The sequence below is a fragment of the Rhizobium sp. 10PS4 genome, assembly GCF_032464805.1.
Classification (GTDB): Bacteria; Pseudomonadota; Alphaproteobacteria; order Rhizobiales; family Rhizobiaceae; genus Rhizobium; species Rhizobium laguerreae.
In genome coordinates this window covers 136,972-156,464 of sequence record NZ_JAWDIW010000014.1, presented here as the reverse complement: position 1 = coordinate 156,464, position 19,493 = coordinate 136,972, and the positions used below count along the sequence as shown (strand labels likewise).

Below are 19,493 nucleotides of genomic sequence, written 5' to 3'. Positions count from 1 at the left end.
TGCTTCATCTCTGTAATCTCCCTTGAAAAACAGGGGGAACATCCGTGCGCATCCTGCTCACCGAAGACAATATCGCACTGGCCGACGGCCTGTCGGCGATCTTGCGCGGCACGGGCCATGCCGTCGATGTCGTCCATGACGGGGCGTCTGCCAATGCGGTCATCGCAGCGGAAAATTTCGATCTGGTGATCCTCGACCTCAACCTGCCAGAGATGGACGGTCTCGACGTGCTGCGCGCCATGCGCGCCCGGCAGAACCAGGCCGCCGTCCTCATCCTGACCGCGCGCGGCACGCCGGAAGAGCGGGTGAAGGGGCTCGATCTCGGCGCCGACGATTATCTGATCAAGCCCTTCGATATCGCCGAATTCGAGGCCCGCGTGCGCGTGCTGCTGCGCCGCCAAGCCGGACTGCGCTCGGCGACCGTCGGTTTCGGCGGCATCTCCTTCGATCTCAATTCCCGCACCTTTTCATCAGGCGCCACGCCGCTCGATATTCCCGCCCGCGAGCTCGGCCTGCTCGAAATCCTCTTCATGCGGGCCGGCAAGGTCGTCGCCAAGGAGGCGATCATTCAATCGCTGACGGCCTTCGACGACGACATTTCCGCAAATGCCATCGAGCAATATGTCAGCCGCCTGCGTAAGCGCCTGTCGCCGCACGGCCTGACCGTCAAGACCGCCCGCGGCATCGGTTATTATCTCGACAAGCTGCCCGAGGCCTCATGAAAGCCGCCTATTCCCTCAGGCGCCGGCTGCTCTTCTGGCTGCTCGTCTCCACCGCCGTCATCGGCACGCTGGCACTTGCCGATACCTATCGCGAGGCGGTCCAGACCTCCAATATCGTCTCCGACCGCGTGCTCGCCGGTTCCGCGCTGGCGATCGCCGAGCGCGTCGTCGTCGCCGAGGACGGCACGCTGCAGGTCGATATCCCCTATGTCGCATTGGAGATGCTGACCTCGGCCGCGCAGGATCGCGTCTTCTACCGCGTCGACGGCCCGCCGGGCCAATTCATCACCGGCTACCAGTCCCTGCCGGTCCTCGAGAAGACGCCGGGCGATGCCGCCGCCTTCGCCGACGATAGCTTCCGCGGCGAACCGATCCGCATCGCCACACTCGAACGCTCGGCCTCGACGGGCATCCGCTCGGTGCCCTTCGTGGTGACGGTCGCCGAAACCACCATCGCCCGCCGACAGCTGGCGCAGGCGATCCTCGTCCGCTCCGCACTCCGTCTCGCCTTCATGATCGCCGGCGCGGCCGTTATCGTCTGGATCTCGGTCACGGTGGCTCTGCGCCCGCTCTACAAGCTCGGCGACGCCATCGGCGAACGCAGCCCCGATGACCTGCATCCGATCAAGCAGACCGTGCCGAGCGAGGTCGAGCCGCTGGTCGACACGGTGAATTCCTTCATGGTCCGTCTGCAATCGGCGCTCGATGCGCTCCGCCATTTCACCGGCAATGCCAGCCATCAGCTGCGCACGCCGCTGGCGATCATCCGCACCCAGCTTGCCCTTTCCGCCCGTGCCGGCTCGCTTGATGAGGCGCAGGCGGCAGCACTGAAGGGCGACCAGGCTGTTGCGCATGCCGAGCGCATCCTCGCCCAACTTCTCCTGATGGCCAAGATCGACGCCGCCACCGCCAAGGAGGCGCTCACCGCCTCCGCCATCGATCTCGCCGCCATCGCCCAGGAAATCACCGGCGAGCAGATCCCGACGGCCGCCGTCGCCGGCATCGATCTCGGCTTCGAGGGCGAGAGCCCGGCGATGGTCCGCGCCGAGCCGCTGTTGATCGGCGAAATGCTGCGCAACCTTGCCGGCAATGCCATCGCCTATGCCGGCAACGGAGCTGAGGTCACCGTCCGTATCATCGCCGCGTCAGAGACGATCCGCCTCGAAATCGAGGACAACGGTCCCGGCATCCCGCCCGAGAAGCTGGAGGCGGTGCGCCAGCGCTTTTCGCGAGGCAATGAGTCCAGTGCGCCGGGTGCCGGTCTCGGTCTGCCGATCGTCGAAGAAATCGCCAATCTTTTCAATGCCGCGCTGACGCTGGAGCCGGGCACGGGCGGGAAGGGCCTGAGGGCGGCGGTTACCTTTACCAAGGCAGCGTAAAAGCCGTCGACCTTTCCGCCTTGCTTTCTTTCGCTGCATTGCACACACTGATTTTCGGGAACAGCAAGCCGCACGACGATGCGAGCCGGATAAAAAGAGAAATATGTCGATCAAAGCCAGCATCTATCATCTGACGCATTATACCTATGACAAGCCGATCCGCCTCGGCCCACAGATCATCCGGCTGAAACCTGCCTCGCATTCGAAGACACGGGTGCTCAGCCACTCGCTGAAGGTCACGCCCTCCAACCATTTCGTCAACCTGCAGCAGGATCCATACGGCAATTACCTTGCCCGCTACGTCTTTCCGGACCCGGTGACGGAGTTCAAGATCGAGGTCGATCTCGTCGCCGACATGACGGTCTATAATCCCTTCGACTTCTTCGTCGAGGAAGAGGCTACCAAGTGGCCCTTCGGATACCCTGAAACGATCCAGGAGGATCTGTCGATCTACATGACGCCGGAGCCGGCCGGTCCGCGCCTCAAGGCGCTGCTGCCGACGCTCGACTGGTCGCCCGACCAGCCGACAGTCGATATGATCGTCGGCCTGAATGCCCGTCTGCAGCGGCAGATCGGCTATGTCATCCGCATGGAAACCGGCGTGCAGACGCCGGAGGAGACGCTGGAAAGCGCCAAGGGTTCCTGCCGCGACACCAGCTGGCTGCTCGTCCAGATCCTGCGCCATCTCGGTCTCGCCGCCCGCTTCGTCTCCGGCTACCTCATCCAGCTGACGCCGGACCTGAAGGCGCTTGACGGCCCTTCCGGCACCGAAGTCGATTTCACCGACCTGCATGCCTGGGCTGAGGTCTATCTGCCTGGCGCCGGCTGGGTCGGCCTCGATCCGACGTCCGGCCTGCTGACCGGCGAAAGCCACATCCCGCTTGCCGCCACGCCGCATTATCGCAACGCCGCTCCGATCTCCGGCGGTTATTTTGGCGAGGCCGAAACCGAATTCGCCTTCGACATGAAGGTCTCGCGCGTTGCCGAGCACCCGCGCATCACCAAGCCCTTTTCCGATGAAAGCTGGGAGGAGCTCAACGAACTCGGCGAAAAAGTCGACCGTATCCTCGAAGCCGAGGACGTGCATCTGACGATGGGCGGCGAACCGACCTTCGTTTCGATCGACGATTTCCAGTCCGAGGAATGGAACACCGCCGCGGTCGGCCCGACCAAGCGCGAAAAGGCCGACATCCTGATCCGCAAGTTGCAAGAACGCTTCGCCCCCGGCGGTTTCCTGCATTACGGCCAGGGCAAATGGTATCCGGGCGAAAGCCTCCCGCGCTGGACCTTCTCGCTCTACTGGCGCCGCGACGGCAAGCCGGTCTGGCAGAACCTCGATCTGGTCGCCGCCGAAGGCAAGGATACCGGCGTCAAAGCCGAGGATGCCGAAAAGCTCCTGACGGCAATCGCAAAGGAGCTGGCGATCAAGCCTGACATGGTGCAGCCGGCCTATGAGGATCCGGCCGACTGGATCATCAAGGAAGGCAGCCTTCCCGAAAATGTCGATCCGTCCAATTCGAAGCTGAAGGATCCCGAGGAGCGCAGCCGCATCGCCCGCGTCTTCGCCCGCGGCCTCACGACCCCGACCGGTTACGTCCTTCCGGTTCAGGCATGGAACGCCAAAGCAGCCGAAACACGGGTCTGGGTCAGCGAGAAATGGCGCACCCGCCGCGGCAAGATCTTCCTCGTCCCGGGCGACAGTCCGATTGGATATCGCCTGCCGCTCGGCACGCTGCCCTATGTTCCCCCGGCGCGTTACCCCTATATCCACCCCGCCGATCCGACGATCCCGCGGGGACCGCTGCCTGATGTCTTCGTACCGGTCGGCCGGGCCATGCCGGAAGCCTCCTTCCATGCCGACGAGAGCAATCGCGGCCGGGTCGAACAGACGCTCGGCGAGCTTCGCGGCGCCGTACGCACCGCCATGTCGGTCGAGCCGCGCGACGGCAGGCTCTGCATCTTCATGCCGCCGGTGGAGCGCATCGAGGATTATCTCGAGCTGATCGCAGCCGCCGAAAACGCCGCCGCCGAGCTCAAGCTTCCCGTCCATATCGAAGGTTATCCGCCGCCGCAGGATGAACGCATCAACGTCATCCGCGTCGCCCCGGATCCCGGCGTCATCGAGGTCAATATTCATCCGGCTTCGAACTGGAAGGACTGCGTCGACATCACCACGGCGATCTACGAGGAGGCCCGCGCCACCCGGCTCGGCGCCGACAAGTTCATGATCGACGGCCGTCATACCGGCACCGGCGGCGGCAACCATGTCGTCGTAGGCGCGGCCAATCCGAACAACAGCCCCTTCCTGCGCCGTCCCGACCTCCTGAAAAGCGTGATCCTCCACTGGCAGCGTCACCCCTCGCTCTCCTACCTCTTTTCCGGCATGTTCATCGGCCCGACCAGCCAGGCGCCGCGTATCGACGAGGCTCGTCACGACAGCCTCTACGAGCTGGAGATCGCCATGGCGCAGATCGGAGCCCCCGGCCGTGGTCAGCAACCGCTGCCCTGGCTCGTCGACCGCCTGTTCCGCAATCTTCTGACCGACGTCACCGGCAACACCCACCGCGCCGAGATCTGCATCGACAAGCTGTTCTCGCCCGACGGCCCGACAGGACGGCTCGGCCTCATCGAGTTCCGCGGTTTCGAGATGCCGCCGAACGCGCGCATGTCGCTTGCCCAGCAATTGCTGGTGCGCGCGCTGATCGCCCGTTTCTGGGTCAATCCCGTCGACGGCAAGTTCGTCCGCTGGGGCACGACCCTGCACGACCGTTTCATGCTGCCGCATTTCGTCTGGGCCGACTTCCTCGACGTGCTCGCCGATCTTCGCGAAAACGGCTTCGACGTCAGCCCGGAATGGTTCAAGGCCCAGCTCGAATTCCGCTTCCCCTTCTGCGGCGAGGTCGAATACGAGGGTTCTAAGCTGGAGCTGCGCCAGGCCTTGGAGCCTTGGCACGTCATGGGCGAGGAAGGCGCGCCGGGCGGCACTGCCCGCTACGTCGACAGCTCCGTCGAACGCCTTCAGGTGCGGCTCGAAACCGGCAATGCCTCGCGTTATACCGTCACCTGCAATGGCCGCACCTTGCCGCTGACGCCGACCGGTACATCGGGCGTGTCGGTTGCCGGCGTCCGCTACAAGGCGTGGCAGCCGGCCTCGGGCCTGCACCCCGTCCTGCCGATCAACACACCTTTGACTTTTGACATTTATGATACATGGTCGAAGCGTTCGATCGGCGGCTGCATCTATCATGTTGCTCATCCGGGTGGCCGGACCTATGACACCTTCCCGGTCAACGGTAACGAGGCGGAAGCAAGACGGCTCACCCGGTTCGAGCCGTGGGGGCATACGGCGGGCGGATACATTCCGCGCGTCGAGACGGGTTCGCCGGAATTCCCGCTGACGCTGGATCTGAGGCGGCCCGCCGGGGTTTGAGGCCGAGGGTTTGAGGCTTAAGTTTTGATGGGCAAGAAGCCGGCAGTGGAGCGCAGGGAAGAGGCAGAGGACCGCATCGTCAAGAATGCGGCCTTCGGCTATGCGCCGCTTCCCGATACCGCCGATGAAATGGTCGACAACGACGGCGCCGTCCGCCCCGTCTGGCAGAATTTCCTCTCGCATCTGAGCGCAATGCCGGAAAAGGATCTCGCCGAGCGGTTCGCCCGCGCCGACCGCTATCTTCGTGATGCCGGCGTCTTCTATCGCGCCTATGGCAGCAAGGGCGCCGGCGAGCGAGCCTGGCCGATCTCGCATATCCCGGTGCTGATCGACGAGCGCGAATGGCAGACGCTGTCGGCGGGCCTCGTCCAGCGCGCCGACCTGCTGGAAGCGATCATCGCCGATATCTACGGCGACAACCGGCTGGTAGAGGAAGGGTTCCTGCCGCCGGCACTGATCGCCGCCAATCCCGAATTCCAGCGCCCGCTCGCCGGCATCAAGCCGGCATCCGGCCATTATCTGCATTTCTGCGCCTTCGAAATCGGCCGCGGGCCTGACGGCAACTGGTGGGTGCTCGCCGATAGGACGCAGGCTCCCTCAGGCGCTGGTTTCGCGCTGGAAAGCCGCGTCGCGACGACCCGGGCCTTCTCGGATATCTATGCCGAAACCCCGGTCCATCGCCTTGCCTCCTTCTTTGGCGCCTTCCGGGATGCGCTTCAGGGTATGAAACATTCCGGCGACGACCGTATCGCCGTGCTGACGCCCGGCCCCGCCAACGAGACCTACTACGAGCACGCCTACATCGCCCGCTATCTCGGCTTCATGTTGCTCGAAGGCGAGGACCTGACTGTCGTCAAGGGCCGCGTCATGGTGCGCACCGTTGCCGGCCTGAAGCCGATCGGCGTGCTCTGGCGCCGTCTCGATTCGGCTTTTGCCGACCCGCTGGAGCTCAACCAGAATTCGCATATCGGCACGCCCGGCCTCGTGGAAGCGCTGCGCGCCGAAAGCCTCACCATCGTCAATGCGCTCGGCACCGGCATTCTTGAAACCCGGGCGCTTCTCGCCTTCATGCCGACTATCTGTCACCATCTGCTTGGCGAGGATCTGCAATTGCCCTCGATCGCCACCTGGTGGTGCGGTCAGGAGGAAGAGCGCGAGCATGTGGCGAAGAACATTGAGAAGATGGTGATCGGCCCGGCCTATTCCCGTGCACCCTTCTTCGACGACAACGGCGAGTCCGTGCTCGGCTCGTCGCTGCGTGCGGCCGCCAAGGATTCGATCACCGACTGGCTGAGTTCGGACGGCCCGAAACTTGTCGGCCAGGAGGTCGTCACGCTGTCGACGACGCCCGCCTGGGTAGACGGCAAGCTCGTGCCGCGGCCGATGTCGCTGCGCGTCTTTGCCGCCCGCACGGCAAACGGCTGGCAGATCATGCCCGGCGGTTTTGCCCGCATCGGCTCCGGCGCCGATGTCGCGGCGATCGCCATGCAATCCGGTGGTGCGGCGGCCGATGTCTGGATCGTCAGCGACAAACCGGTCGAGCGCCATACGCTGCTGCCCGCCGAAGGCAGCTTCACCCGCAACATGCCGGGCAGCTTGCCCAGCCGGGCGGCCGACAATCTGTTCTGGCTCGGCCGCTACATCGAGCGCGCCGAAGGGGCGTTGCGCATCCTGCGCGCCTGGCATGCCCGTTTCGCCGAAGCCGCCGACCCGAGCCAGCCGCTGCTCGCCGACGTCTCCGATTATCTTGCCGCCGTCGATATCGATACTGCCAACGCCGTGCCGGAAACGCTGCTGCGCAACATTGACAGCGCGGTCTTTTCGGCCAGCAACATCCGCGATCGCTTCTCGCCGGACGGCTGGCTGGCGCTCAACGATCTCGCCAAGACCGCGCGCCGCTTCCACGTCACCGTCGCTGCCGGTGACGACGCCAGCCACGCGATGACGATCCTCTTACGCAAGCTTGCAGGCTTCGCCGGCCTCATGCATGAAAACATGTACCGCTTCACCGGCTGGCGGTTTCTTTCGCTCGGCCGCTATATCGAACGCGGCCTGCACATGACGCGCCTGCTCGGCCACATGTCGGGCCCGGAAGCGCCTGACGGCGCGCTCGACATGCTGCTGGAGATCGGCGACAGCGTCATGACTCATCGCCGCCGCTATAACGTCAACACCGCGCGGCTGACTGTCACCGACCTCTTGGCGCTCGACCCGCTCAACCCGCGTTCGGTCCTTTTCCAGGTGAACGAGATCCATCACGAGGTTGAACAACTGCCGAATGCCATGATCAACGGTCAGATGTCGCCCTTCTACCGCGAGGCGATGCGCCTCCATTCCGGCCTGGCGGTGATGACGCCGGAGGGCATGGGCGTCGAGGTCTATCAGCGACTGGAACGCGAATTGGAGCAGCTCTCCGATCTGCTCGCCCAGACCTATCTCGGGTGACGGCCGTGCTCTACGATCTCTCCCTCCACATGGGTTACAGCTACGACGCGCCGGCCTCCGGCGCCCGCCACATCATGCGCCTGATGCCGCTGTCGCTGGCCAATCGGCAGCGGCTCATCGCCGGATCGATCACCATTTCGCCCTCGCCGGACGAACAGTCGCATTTCGTCGATTTCTTCCATCATCCCGCCACCTCCTTCCTGCTGCGCGCGCCGCACGAGACGCTCGACATTCGCATGCAGGCCCGCGTGCAGGTGGAAAGCCAGCCGATTGCCGCCGATTTCTCGCCACTGCTTGCCGACCTGCCGGAGGAGCTATCAGGCATGTGGTCGCTGGCGCCGGACTCGCCGCACCATTTCCTCGGCGACAGTCCGCGCCTCACCGAAGCGCGCGAGATCGCCGACTATGCGCGAAGGTGTGCGACGCCTGAGCTGACGGCGATGCAGATCGCCCATGCGCTCTGTGCCCGAATCAACAAGGACTTCACCTACGACCCCGACGCGACGACGGTGGACACGACGCCGCTCGAGGCGTTCAAACTGAAGAGCGGCGTCTGCCAGGATTTCACCCATGTGATGATCCTGGCGCTCCGAAGCCTCGGCATTCCGGCCGGCTATGTCTCCGGTTTCCTGCGCACCATCCCGCCGCCCGGCAAGGAACGGCTGGAAGGCGCGGACGCCATGCATGCCTGGGTCAGGATCTGGTGCGGTGAGACGATCGGCTGGATCGAGCTCGACCCGACCAACAACATCCCTGCCGGCACGGACCACATCGTCGTCGCCTATGGCCGGGACTATTCCGACGTCGTTCCGGTCATCGGCGTCTTGAAAAGCTATGGCGGCCAACGCGCCGTCCAGGCGGTCGACGTGATCCCGCTGAAATAATCCCAAAACTGGAAAAATCCGACGATTCGTTAAAATTGCGTTGACGCCGTAAGGGCCGCGTAAAGAAGCAGCATGCCTAAATCACCTCACAGGGTTTCCAGTTGGGTGAACATGATGAACACCTCCTTTTTGCATCCCTGCCTGCATCGCATGTTCAGCGATCGAGGCGGTAATTTCGGTATCATGACGGCGATCATGATGCCCGTCCTGCTCGGTGCCGCCGGCCTGGCGATCGACTATTCGAACATGGCACTGTCGAAGCGCGAGCTGCAGGAAGCCACCGACTCGGCCGCTCTCGCGGCAGCGACCGCACTCGCCAGCGGGGCGGCTTCGACCACTGCTGACGCCGAGGCCATAGCCAAAGACTTCGTAAGCGGCCAGATGGCCAATCATGTCGACACCGACGCCATCAGCAGCATTAAGGCTGGAACAAGCGTCGACATCGACGTCAGCACGACGGCAACAAGCAAGAGCTATAAGGTTACCGTCGCGACCTCTTATGGAATCGCCGCCACGCCATTCATGAGCGTTCTTGGCTACAAGACGCTGAATATCGGCGCCTCGACTTCGACTTCGAGCGGCACGAGCGATACCAAGACCGCTCTCTCGATGGAACTGGTCCTCGACCAATCGGGTTCGATGGGCGAAAAGACGACTACCTGCGCGACTTATAATGGTAAGAATTGCAAAAGCTACGTCACGAAGATCGACGCGCTCAAAAAGGCTGCCGATGCCCTCTTTGATGCATTGGACACCGCCGATCCGGATCACAGCCTCGTACGCACGGGTGCCTATTCTTACAACAACGGTCTGATTTATAAGGATTGGCAAAAGACCCAGATCAAAAGCATGAGCGGTATGGCCTGGGGTACGGCGACGACTGCAACTTATGTGAGCGGAATTACAGCAAGCGGGGGCACCGACGCCACCGAACCGATGAGACAGGCAACTCTTTCTATTGCCAAAGCCTCGGACAGCTCTGATGTTGAGACTCAAGCGCATGCTACCAAAGGCAACACAATTGTATCTCGGTACATCATCCTGATGACCGACGGCGAAATGACCGGCAACACAGGCGAATGGCAAAGTTCGTTCGACCAGAACGTGCGCAACCAGTGCGACGCGACCAAAACAGCCGGCATCAAGATCTTTACCGTCGCCTTCATGGCACCGGACAGGGGCAAGCAGTTGCTCCAGTACTGCGCTTCGCCGGGCGGAAACTATTATGAAGCCGAAACGATGGAGAAGCTGGTGGCGTCCTTTACCAGCATTGCAAAAGAGGCGACGAAGGCTGTCACACTGCTGACCAACTGAATGCTCAGCCCAAAGTTCAACTTAGAAAAAAGCCGCACCGGAACAAACCGGAGCGGCTTTTCGTTGTGCTCGTTCGGCGCATCAGATCGGGAAAAGCGATTGAAATCAACCCCCTTGACCCGCGTGAATATGAAGGTTTCGCAAATTTTTCGTTTGTCCAAATCCTTTGTTGCAAGTGCTTAGTAACGATGCATAAACTGTCGCTGGTGCAAGCGACAAATTGATTGAATCAGGCATAACATCCTGAAACCAAATTAAAATTGGCGAGACCTGACGATGAACACTGTTTCCAAGCCGATCATCCCCTCCCCCGCCCCTCGCAGTTCAAGGCCGGAAATTCTCGCTGAAGAAATTATCGAACGTTTGACCTACCGCATCGGCAAGGATGCCAAGGTGGCGAAGCCGCATGACTGGCTGACCGCGACCATCCTGGTGGTGCGCGACCGCATCATCGACAAGTGGATGGCTTCCACCCGCGAGGTTTATGCGACTGGCGCCAAGCGCGTCTATTATCTTTCTCTAGAATTCCTGATCGGCCGCCTGATGCGCGACGCCATCTCGAACCTCGGCCTGATGGAGGAGGTGCGCGATGCGCTCGCCTCGCTCGGCGTCGACGTCAACGTCATTGCCGGCCTGGAGCCGGACGCCGCACTCGGCAACGGCGGCCTCGGCCGGCTGGCTGCCTGTTTCATGGAGAGCATGGCGACGGTCGAGGTTCCGGCCTATGGCTACGGCATCCGCTATGTCCACGGCCTCTTCCGCCAGCAGCTGGCAGACGGCTGGCAGGTGGAATTGCCGGAAAACTGGCTCGCCCACGGCAATCCCTGGGAATTCGAGCGCCGCGAAAGCGCCTATGAAATCGGCTTCGGCGGCGCCGTCGAATTCATCACCACCCATGACGACCAGCCGCGCTACGTCTGGAAACCGGCCGAGCGCGTCATCGCCGCCGCCTTCGACACGCCGGCCGTCGGCTGGCGTGGCAAGCGCGTCAACACGCTGCGCCTCTGGTCGGCGCAGCCGATCGATCCGATCCTGCTCGATGCCTTCAACGCCGGCGACCACATCGGGGCGCTGCGCGAAAGCAACAAGGCCGAAAGCTTGACCCGGGTTCTCTATCCTGCCGACGCCACCCCGGCCGGCCAGGAGCTGCGCCTGCGCCAGGAATTCTTCTTCTCGTCGGCCTCGCTGCAGGACATCCTGCGCCGCCATCTGCAGCAATATGACGATTTCACCTCGCTGCCGGACAAGGTGGCGATCCAGCTGAACGACACTCACCCCGCCGTCTCGGTCGCCGAACTCGTGCGCCTGCTCTGTGACGTACACGGGATGGATTTCGACCAGGCCTGGGACATCACCCGCCACACCTTCTCCTACACCAACCACACGCTTCTGCCCGAAGCGCTGGAAAGCTGGGCGGTGCCGCTGTTCGAGCGCCTGCTGCCGCGCCACATGCAGATCATCTATGCGATCAATGCCAAGATCCTGATCGACGCCCGTAAGGGCAAGAACTTCTCCGATGGGGAAATCCGCTCGATCTCGCTGATCGATGAAAGCGGCGACCGCCGTGTGCGCATGGGCAACCTCGCTTTCGTCGGCTCGCATTCGATCAACGGCGTCTCGGCCCTGCACACCGACCTGATGAAGGTCACGGTCTTCGCCGATCTGCACAAGCTCTATCCCGACCGCATCAACAACAAGACCAACGGCATCACGCCGCGCCGCTGGCTGCAGCAGTGCAATCCCGGCCTCACCGGCCTGATCCGCGAGGCGATCGGCGACGAATTCCTCGATGATGCCGAAAAGCTGCGTGCGCTCGACGTGCATTCCTCCGATCCGGCTTTCCAGCAGAAATTCGCAGCGATAAAGCGCGCCAACAAGGTGGCACTCTCCAACCTCGTCGCCAGCCGCATGGGCGTGAAGCTCGATCCCTCGGCGATGTTCGACATCCAGATCAAGCGCATCCACGAATACAAGCGCCAGCTGCTGAATATCATCGAGGCCGTCGCGCTCTATGACCAGATCCGCTCGCATCCGGAGCTCGACTGGGTGCCGCGCGTGAAACTCTTCGCCGGCAAGGCGGCGCCGAGTTACTACAATGCCAAGCTCATCATCAAGCTGATCAACGACGTCTCCCGCACCATCAACAACGACCCGTCGGTACGCGGTCTGCTGAAGATCGTCTTCGTCCCGAACTACAATGTCTCTCTCGCCGAAGTCATGGTTCCGGCCGCCGACCTCTCTGAGCAGATCTCGACCGCCGGCATGGAAGCATCCGGCACCGGCAACATGAAGTTCGGCCTCAATGGCGCGCTGACGATCGGCACGCTCGATGGTGCCAATGTCGAGATGCGCGACAATGTCGGCGAGGACAACATCGTCATCTTCGGCCTCAAGGCCGACGAGGTGTCGAAAGTCCGTAGCGATGGCCACAATCCGCGCGCCATCATCGAGGGATCGCGCGAACTCGCCCAGGCGCTTGCCGCCATCGGCTCCGGCGTCTTCTCGCCCGATGACCGCAACCGCTATACGTCGCTGATCGACGGCATCTATTCGCACGATTGGTTCATGGTCGCGGCCGATTTCGACGCCTACGCCCAGGCCCAGCGCGAGGTCGACCAGATCTGGACCAACCAGTCCGCCTGGTACACCAAGACGATCAACAATACGGCACGGATGGGCTGGTTCTCTTCCGACCGGACGATTAGGCAATATGCAGACGAAATCTGGAGAGCCGGATGAAAACGCCGAAAACCGTCCCTGAAGTAAAACTTTCCTGGGAAATTTCGGCAGATGAAATCACGGCAATCCTCGCCGGCTCGCATTCCAATCCCTTTGCCGTCCTAGGTGTGCACCAGGCCGGCGACGCCTTCGTCGCCCGGTGCTTCATCCCGGGCGCGGAGGAGGTGACCGCCATGACGCTCGACGGCGGCGTCATCGGCGAACTGAAGCAGCTCCATGCCGACGGCGTCTTCGCCGGTCCGGTTTCCCTCACCAAACTCCTGCCGGTGCGTTACCGCGCCCGGCGCGGCGATGCCGAATGGGCTGTCACCGATCCCTACAGCTTCGGTCCGGTGCTCGGACCGATGGACGATTATTTCGCCCGCGAGGGCTCGCACCTGCGCCTGTTCGACAAGATGGGCGCCCACCTCATCAAGCATGACGGCGCCCAGGGCATCCATTTTGCCGTCTGGGCGCCGAACGCGCAGCGCGTCTCGGTCGTCGGTGATTTCAACAACTGGGACGGCCGCCGCCACGTGATGCGCTTCCGTGCCGACAGCGGCATCTGGGAAATCTTTGCCCCTGATGTACCGATCGGCGTTGCCTACAAGTTCGAGATCCGCGGCCAGGACGGCGTATTGCTGCCGCTTAAGGCCGATCCCTTTGCACGACGCAGCGAGCTGCGGCCGAAGACCGCCTCGATCACCGCCGCCGAGCTGGAGCAGGAGTGGGAAGACGAGGCCCATCTGAAGCACTGGCGCGAGACCGACAAGCGCCGCCAGCCAATCTCGATCTACGAGGTGCATGCCGCCTCCTGGCAGCGCCGGCAGGACGGCACGATGCTGTCCTGGGACGAGCTCGCCTCCAGCCTCATCCCCTATTGCGCCGACATGGGCTTCACCCATATCGAATTCCTGCCGATCACCGAGCACCCCTACGATCCCTCCTGGGGTTACCAGACGACCGGCCTCTACGCGCCAACCGCCCGTTTCGGCGAGCCGGAGGGTTTTGCCCGTTTCGTCAACGGCTGCCACAAGGTCGGCATCGGCGTTATCCTTGACTGGGTGCCGGCGCATTTTCCGACCGACGAACACGGCCTCGGCTGGTTCGACGGCACGGCACTCTATGAGCACGAAGACCCGCGCAAGGGCTTCCATCCGGACTGGAGCACGGCGATCTACAATTTCGGCCGCACCGAGGTCGTTTCCTATCTCGTCAACAACGCGCTCTACTGGGCCGAAAAGTTCCACCTCGACGGCCTGCGTGTCGATGCCGTCGCCTCGATGCTCTACCTCGATTATTCGCGCAAGCACGGCGAATGGATCCCGAACGAATATGGCGGCAACGAGAACCTCGAAGCGGTCCGTTTTCTGCAGGATCTCAACATCCGCATCTACGGCAAAAATTCCAACGTCATGACCATCGCCGAGGAATCGACCTCCTGGCCGAAGGTCTCGCAACCCGTCCATGAAGGCGGCCTCGGCTTCGGCTTCAAGTGGAACATGGGCTTCATGCACGACACGCTGAGCTACATGAGCCGCGATCCCATCTATCGCGGGCACCATCACAACGAACTCACCTTCGGCCTGCTCTACGCCTATTCGGAAAATTTCGTCCTGCCGCTCTCGCATGACGAGGTTGTGCACGGAAAAGGCTCGCTGATCGCCAAGATGCCGGGCGACGACTGGCAGAAGTTCGCCAATCTGCGCGCCTACTACGCCTATATGTGGGGCTATCCCGGCAAGAAGCTGCTGTTCATGGGCCAGGAATTCGCCCAGTGGAGCGAGTGGAGCGAAGAGAAGGCACTCGACTGGAACCTGCTTCAATATCGTATGCACGAGGGCATGCGGCGCCTGGTGCGCGACCTCAATTTCACCTATCGCAGCAAGCCGGCACTGCATGAGCGTGACTGCGAGGGCGAAGGTTTCGAATGGCTGGTCGCCGACGACCACCAGAATTCCGTCTTTGCCTGGCTGCGCAAGGCGCCGGGCCAGAAGCCGGTCGCCGTCATCACCAATTTCACCCCTGTCTATCGCGAGAATTACTCGATCCGCCTGCCGTCCGCAGGCCGCTGGCGGGAAATCCTGAACACCGATGCCGACATCTACGGCGGCAGCGGCAAGGGCAATGGCGGGCGCGTGCAGGCCGTCGATGCCGGCGGCAACATCACCTGCTCGATCACCTTGCCGCCCTTGGCGACAATCATGCTTGAACCTGAAAATTAGTGACTGGTGGGAGGAGAAAATGGTAGAAAAGCGCGTTCAGCCACTTGCCCGCGATGCAATGGCTTATGTTCTGGCGGGCGGTAGGGGGAGCCGTCTCAAGGAACTCACCGACCGGCGTGCCAAGCCGGCCGTCTATTTCGGCGGCAAAGCCCGCATCATCGATTTCGCCCTGTCGAACGCCCTGAATTCCGGCATCCGCCGCATTGGTGTCGCGACGCAATACAAGGCGCATTCGCTGATCCGTCACATGCAGCGCGGCTGGAACTTCTTCCGCCCCGAGCGCAACGAGAGCTTCGATATTCTGCCGGCCAGCCAGCGCGTCTCCGAGACGCAATGGTACGAAGGCACGGCCGACGCCGTCTATCAGAACATCGACATCATCCAGGATTACGGCGTCGAATACATGGTCATTCTTGCGGGCGACCACGTCTATAAGATGGACTATGAATGGATGCTGCAGCAGCACGTCGATTCCGGCGCCGACGTCACCATCGGCTGCTTGGAAGTGCCGCGCATGGAAGCGGTCGGCTTCGGCGTCATGCATGTCAACGAGAAGGACGAGATTATCGCCTTCGTCGAGAAACCGGCCGATCCGCCGCCCATTCCCGACAAGCCGGATTTCGCCCTCGCCTCGATGGGCATCTACGTCTTCCACACCAAGTTCCTGCTCGACGCGCTGCGCCGCGACGCCGCCGACCCGGCCTCGAGCCGCGACTTCGGCAAGGACATCATCCCCTATATCGTTAAGAACGGTAAGGCGGTCGCCCACCGCTTCGCCAAGTCCTGCGTCCGTTCCGATTTCGAGCACGAGCCCTACTGGCGCGACGTCGGCACGATCGACGCCTATTGGCAGGCCAATATCGACCTGACGGCGATCGTTCCCGAACTCGACATCTACGACAAGTCCTGGCCGATCTGGACCTATGCAGAGATCACCCCGCCGGCAAAATTCGTCCATGACGACGAGGATCGCCGCGGCTCGGCCACCTCCTCCGTTGTGTCAGGTGACTGCATCATCTCTGGCGCCATGCTCAACAACAGCCTGCTCTTCACCGGCGTCAGGGCCAATTCCTTCTCCAAGATGGAAGGTGCGGTCATTTTGCCGAACGTGAAGATCGGACGGCGCGCGCAGCTCAAGAATGTGGTGATCGACCATGGTGTCGTCATTCCGGAAGGCCTGGTCGTCGGCGAGGATCCCGAGCTCGATGCCAAGCGCTTCCGGCGGACGGAAAGCGGCATCTGCCTGATCACGCAACCGATGATCGACAAGCTGGATATCTGACTTATGAAAGTTCTTTCGGTTTCGTCCGAAGTCTTCCCTTTGATCAAGACAGGGGGTCTGGCCGATGTGTCCGGCGCCCTGCCGATTACTCTGAAAGCCTTCGGGGTCGAGACCAAGACCCTGCTACCCGGCTATCCCGCCGTCATGAAGGTCATTCGCGACCCAGTCGTCAGGCTCGAATTCCCCGACCTGCTCGGTGAGCGGGCGACCGTGCTCGAGGTTGAGCACGAGGGGCTCGATCTGCTCATCCTCGATGCGCCGGCCTATTACGACAGGCCGGGCGGACCCTATCTCGATCCACTCGGCAAGGACTATCCCGACAACTGGCGCCGTTTCGCCGCTCTGTCGCTTGCCGCCTCCGAGATCGCCGCCGGTCTGCTGCCCGGCTGGCGGCCGGATCTCGTCCACACCCACGACTGGCAGGCGGCGCTGACGTCGGTCTATATGCGCTACTACCCGACGCCGGAACTGCCGAGCGTGCTGACCATCCACAACATTGCCTTCCAGGGCCAGTTCGGTTCCGAGATTTTTCCCGGCCTGCGCCTGCCTGCCCATGCCTTCGCCACCGAAAGCATCGAATATTACGGCACTGTCGGCTTCCTCAAGGGCGGCCTGCAGACTGCCCATGCGATCACGACGGTCAGCCCGACCTATGCCGATGAGATCCTGACGTCGGAATTCGGCATGGGGCTCGAGGGCGTCATCGCCAGCCGCATCGACGATCTGCACGGCATCGTCAACGGCATCGACACCGATATCTGGAACCCGGCGACCGATCCGGTCGTCCACACCCATTACGGCCCGACGACGCTGAAGAACCGCGAGGAGAACCGTCGCTCGATCGCCGAATTCTTCCATCTCGACAATGACGACGCCCCGATATTCTGCGTCATCAGCCGTCTTACCTGGCAGAAGGGCATGGATATCGTCGCCAACGTCGCCGATGAGATCGTCGCCATGGGCGGCAAGCTCGTCGTGCTCGGCTCCGGCGAAGCCGCCCTTGAAGGCGCGCTGCTCGCCTCCGCCAGCCGCCATCCCGGCCGCATCGGCGTCTCGATCGGTTATAACGAGCCGATGTCGCACCTGATGCAGGCCGGCTGCGATGCGATCATCATCCCCTCGCGCTTCGAACCCTGCGGCCTGACCCAGCTTTACGGCCTGCGTTACGGCTGCGTGCCGATCGTCGCCCGCACCGGCGGTTTGAACGACACCGTGATCGACGCCAATCACGCCGCACTTGCAGCGAAAGTCGCAACCGGCATACAATTTGCCCCCGTGACCGAAACAGGCATGCTACAGGCAATCCGCCGCGCGATGCATTTTTATCAGGACCGAAAACTCTGGACCCAATTGCAAAAGCAGGGCATGAAATCGGATGTCTCCTGGGAGAAGAGCGCCGAACGCTACGCTGCCCTCTATTCAAGCCTCGTCTCGAAAGGCATGTGACCTAAAATGATCAAGTCCGTCCCCACCACGCCCTATCTGGACCAGAAACCCGGCACGTCGGGCCTGCGCAAGAAGGTTCCGGTCTTCCAGCAGCCGAACTATGCAGAGAACTTCATCCAGTCGATCTTCGATTCGCTGGAAGGCTATCAGGGCAAGTGCCTCGTCATCGGCGGCGACGGACGCTACTACAATCGCGAGGTCATTCAGAAGGCGGTCAAGATGGCCGCGGCCAATGGCTTCGGCAAGGTCATGGTCGGCAAGGGCGGTATCCTGTCGACGCCGGCCGCTTCCCACATCATCCGCAAATACAAGGCTTTTGGCGGTATCATCCTCTCCGCCAGCCACAATCCCGGCGGCCCGACCGAAGACTTCGGCATCAAATACAACATCAACAATGGCGGCCCGGCGCCGGAAAAGATCACCGACGCGATCTATGCGCGCTCCAAGACGATCGACAGCTACAAGATCGCCGATTTCGCCGACGTCAATCTCGACCGCATCGGCAAGGACGAGCTTCCCGGCGGCACGATTCTCTCGGTCATCGACCCGGTCGAGGATTATGCCGCGCTGATGGAAGAGCTGTTCGATTTCGGCGCCATCCGCAATCTGATCAGCCTCGGCTTCCGCATTGCCTTCGATGGGATGAGCGCCGTCACCGGCCCCTATGCCAAGGAAATCTTCGAAAATCGTCTCGGCGCTCCCTCGGGTTCGGTGCGCAATTTCATGCCGCTGCCAGATTTCGGCGGCCATCACCCGGACCCGAACCCGGTGCACTGCAAGGAGCTCTTCGATGAGATGATGGGCGATGACGCGCCCGATTTCGGCGCCGCTTCCGACGGCGACGGCGACCGCAATCTCATTATCGGCCGCGGCATCTTTGTCACGCCTTCCGACAGCCTGGCGATCCTTGCCGCCAACGCCAATCTCGCCCCCGGCTATTCCGGCGGCCTTGCCGGCATCGCCCGTTCGATGCCGACATCGGGTGCTGCCGACCGCGTCGCCGAAAAGCGCGGCATCGGCATGTACGAGACGCCGACCGGCTGGAAGTTCTTCGGCAACCTGCTCGACGCCGGCATGGCGACGATCTGCGGTGAGGAAAGCTCCGGCACCGGCTCCAGTCACGTCCGCGAAAAGGATGGCCTCTGGGCCGTGCTGCTATGGCTGAACATTCTTGCCGTGCGCGGCGAGAGCGTCGCCGATATCGTCACCCAGCACTGGCAGACCTACGGCCGCAATTATTATTCGCGCCATGATTACGAAGGCCTCGACACCGATGCGGCGAACGGCCTGGTGGATAATCTCCGCAGCCAGCTTCCCACCCTGCCCGGCAAGAGCTTCGGCAGCCTGAAGGTGGAGAAGGCGGACGACTTCGCCTACCACGATCCGATCGACAAATCGGTGAGTGACCACCAAGGTGTCCGTGTGCTCTTCGAGGGCGGTTCGCGCGTCGTCTTTCGCCTGTCCGGCACCGGCACGTCTGGCGCAACCTTGCGTGTCTATATCGAGCGCTACGAGCCGGATTCGACTCGCCACAACATCGAAACGCAGGAAGCGCTCGCCGATCTGATCGCCGCCGCCGAAAGCATAGCCAGCATTCGTGAACGCACGGGACGCGATGCGCCAACCGTGATCACCTGATCCGGGGGGA

The 19,493-nt window shown here is 62.4% G+C and carries 11 protein-coding genes; all 11 read left to right on the top strand.

The window, feature by feature from the left end:
- The first annotated feature begins 44 nt into the window (after window positions 1-44).
- Complete coding sequence (locus tag RWJ89_RS25785; RefSeq protein ID WP_003542898.1) at window positions 45-722, top strand: response regulator; 678 nt, start codon at window positions 45-47, stop codon at window positions 720-722.
- Window positions 719-2,101 carry a sensor histidine kinase gene (locus tag RWJ89_RS25780; protein WP_168283098.1) on the top strand — a complete coding sequence of 461 codons (1,383 nt, stop codon included), beginning with the start codon at window positions 719-721 and terminating at the stop codon, window positions 2,099-2,101. Before RWJ89_RS25785 ends, RWJ89_RS25780 begins: the two co-directional genes overlap by 4 nt.
- A gap of 103 nt (window positions 2,102-2,204) precedes the next feature.
- On the top strand, window positions 2,205-5,531 hold the full coding sequence (locus tag RWJ89_RS25775) for a transglutaminase family protein (protein ID WP_221999756.1): 3,327 nt from the start codon (window positions 2,205-2,207) through the stop codon (window positions 5,529-5,531).
- Window positions 5,532-5,558: 27 nt separating this feature from the next.
- Window positions 5,559-7,976, top strand: a complete 2,418-nt coding sequence (locus RWJ89_RS25770) for a circularly permuted type 2 ATP-grasp protein (protein WP_168271026.1) — start codon at window positions 5,559-5,561, stop codon at window positions 7,974-7,976.
- A complete protein-coding gene (locus RWJ89_RS25765) occupies window positions 7,973-8,860 on the top strand; it encodes a transglutaminase family protein (protein WP_168283095.1) in 888 nt (295 codons plus the stop codon). The genes RWJ89_RS25770 and RWJ89_RS25765 overlap by 4 nt, the downstream gene beginning before the upstream one ends.
- Before the next feature lie 114 nt (window positions 8,861-8,974).
- The gene (locus tag RWJ89_RS25760) at window positions 8,975-10,174 is read left to right on the top strand and encodes a vWA domain-containing protein (protein ID WP_221999757.1); all 1,200 of its coding nucleotides are present in this window, start codon (window positions 8,975-8,977) and stop codon (window positions 10,172-10,174) included.
- Window positions 10,175-10,450: 276 nt separating this feature from the next.
- Window positions 10,451-12,913, top strand: coding sequence for a glycogen/starch/alpha-glucan phosphorylase (locus RWJ89_RS25755; protein ID WP_020051640.1), 2,463 nt, complete (start codon window positions 10,451-10,453; stop codon window positions 12,911-12,913).
- A complete protein-coding gene (gene glgB / locus RWJ89_RS25750) occupies window positions 12,910-15,117 on the top strand; it encodes a 1,4-alpha-glucan branching protein GlgB (RefSeq protein ID WP_168256384.1) in 2,208 nt (735 codons plus the stop codon). The genes RWJ89_RS25755 and glgB overlap by 4 nt, the downstream gene beginning before the upstream one ends.
- Before the next feature lie 19 nt (window positions 15,118-15,136).
- Window positions 15,137-16,399: a glucose-1-phosphate adenylyltransferase gene (gene glgC, locus RWJ89_RS25745; protein WP_027667781.1), complete on the top strand. Its 1,263-nt coding sequence runs from the start codon at window positions 15,137-15,139 to the stop codon at window positions 16,397-16,399.
- Between the two features lie 3 nt (window positions 16,400-16,402).
- The gene (glgA, locus tag RWJ89_RS25740) at window positions 16,403-17,845 is read left to right on the top strand and encodes a glycogen synthase GlgA (RefSeq protein WP_077979489.1); all 1,443 of its coding nucleotides are present in this window, start codon (window positions 16,403-16,405) and stop codon (window positions 17,843-17,845) included.
- 6 nt (window positions 17,846-17,851) lie between these two features.
- A complete protein-coding gene (locus RWJ89_RS25735; RefSeq protein WP_221999761.1) occupies window positions 17,852-19,483 on the top strand; it encodes an alpha-D-glucose phosphate-specific phosphoglucomutase in 1,632 nt (543 codons plus the stop codon).
- Window positions 19,484-19,493: the final 10 nt, after the last annotated feature.

What these genes read in the sequence shown, in the direction of transcription:
- RWJ89_RS25780 (WP_168283098.1), top strand. Translation starts at nt 719, where the DNA reads ATGAAAGCCGCCTATTCCCTCAGGCGCCGGCTGCTCTTCTGGCTGCTC.
- RWJ89_RS25775 (WP_221999756.1), top strand. Translation starts at nt 2,205, where the DNA reads ATGTCGATCAAAGCCAGCATCTATCATCTGACGCATTATACCTATGAC.
- RWJ89_RS25770 (WP_168271026.1), top strand. Translation starts at nt 5,559, where the DNA reads ATGGGCAAGAAGCCGGCAGTGGAGCGCAGGGAAGAGGCAGAGGACCGC.
- RWJ89_RS25760 (WP_221999757.1), top strand. Translation starts at nt 8,975, where the DNA reads ATGAACACCTCCTTTTTGCATCCCTGCCTGCATCGCATGTTCAGCGAT.
- RWJ89_RS25755 (WP_020051640.1), top strand. Translation starts at nt 10,451, where the DNA reads ATGAACACTGTTTCCAAGCCGATCATCCCCTCCCCCGCCCCTCGCAGT.
- glgB (WP_168256384.1), top strand. Translation starts at nt 12,910, where the DNA reads ATGAAAACGCCGAAAACCGTCCCTGAAGTAAAACTTTCCTGGGAAATT.
- glgC (WP_027667781.1), top strand. Translation starts at nt 15,137, where the DNA reads ATGGTAGAAAAGCGCGTTCAGCCACTTGCCCGCGATGCAATGGCTTAT.
- glgA (WP_077979489.1), top strand. Translation starts at nt 16,403, where the DNA reads ATGAAAGTTCTTTCGGTTTCGTCCGAAGTCTTCCCTTTGATCAAGACA.
- RWJ89_RS25735 (WP_221999761.1), top strand. Translation starts at nt 17,852, where the DNA reads ATGATCAAGTCCGTCCCCACCACGCCCTATCTGGACCAGAAACCCGGC.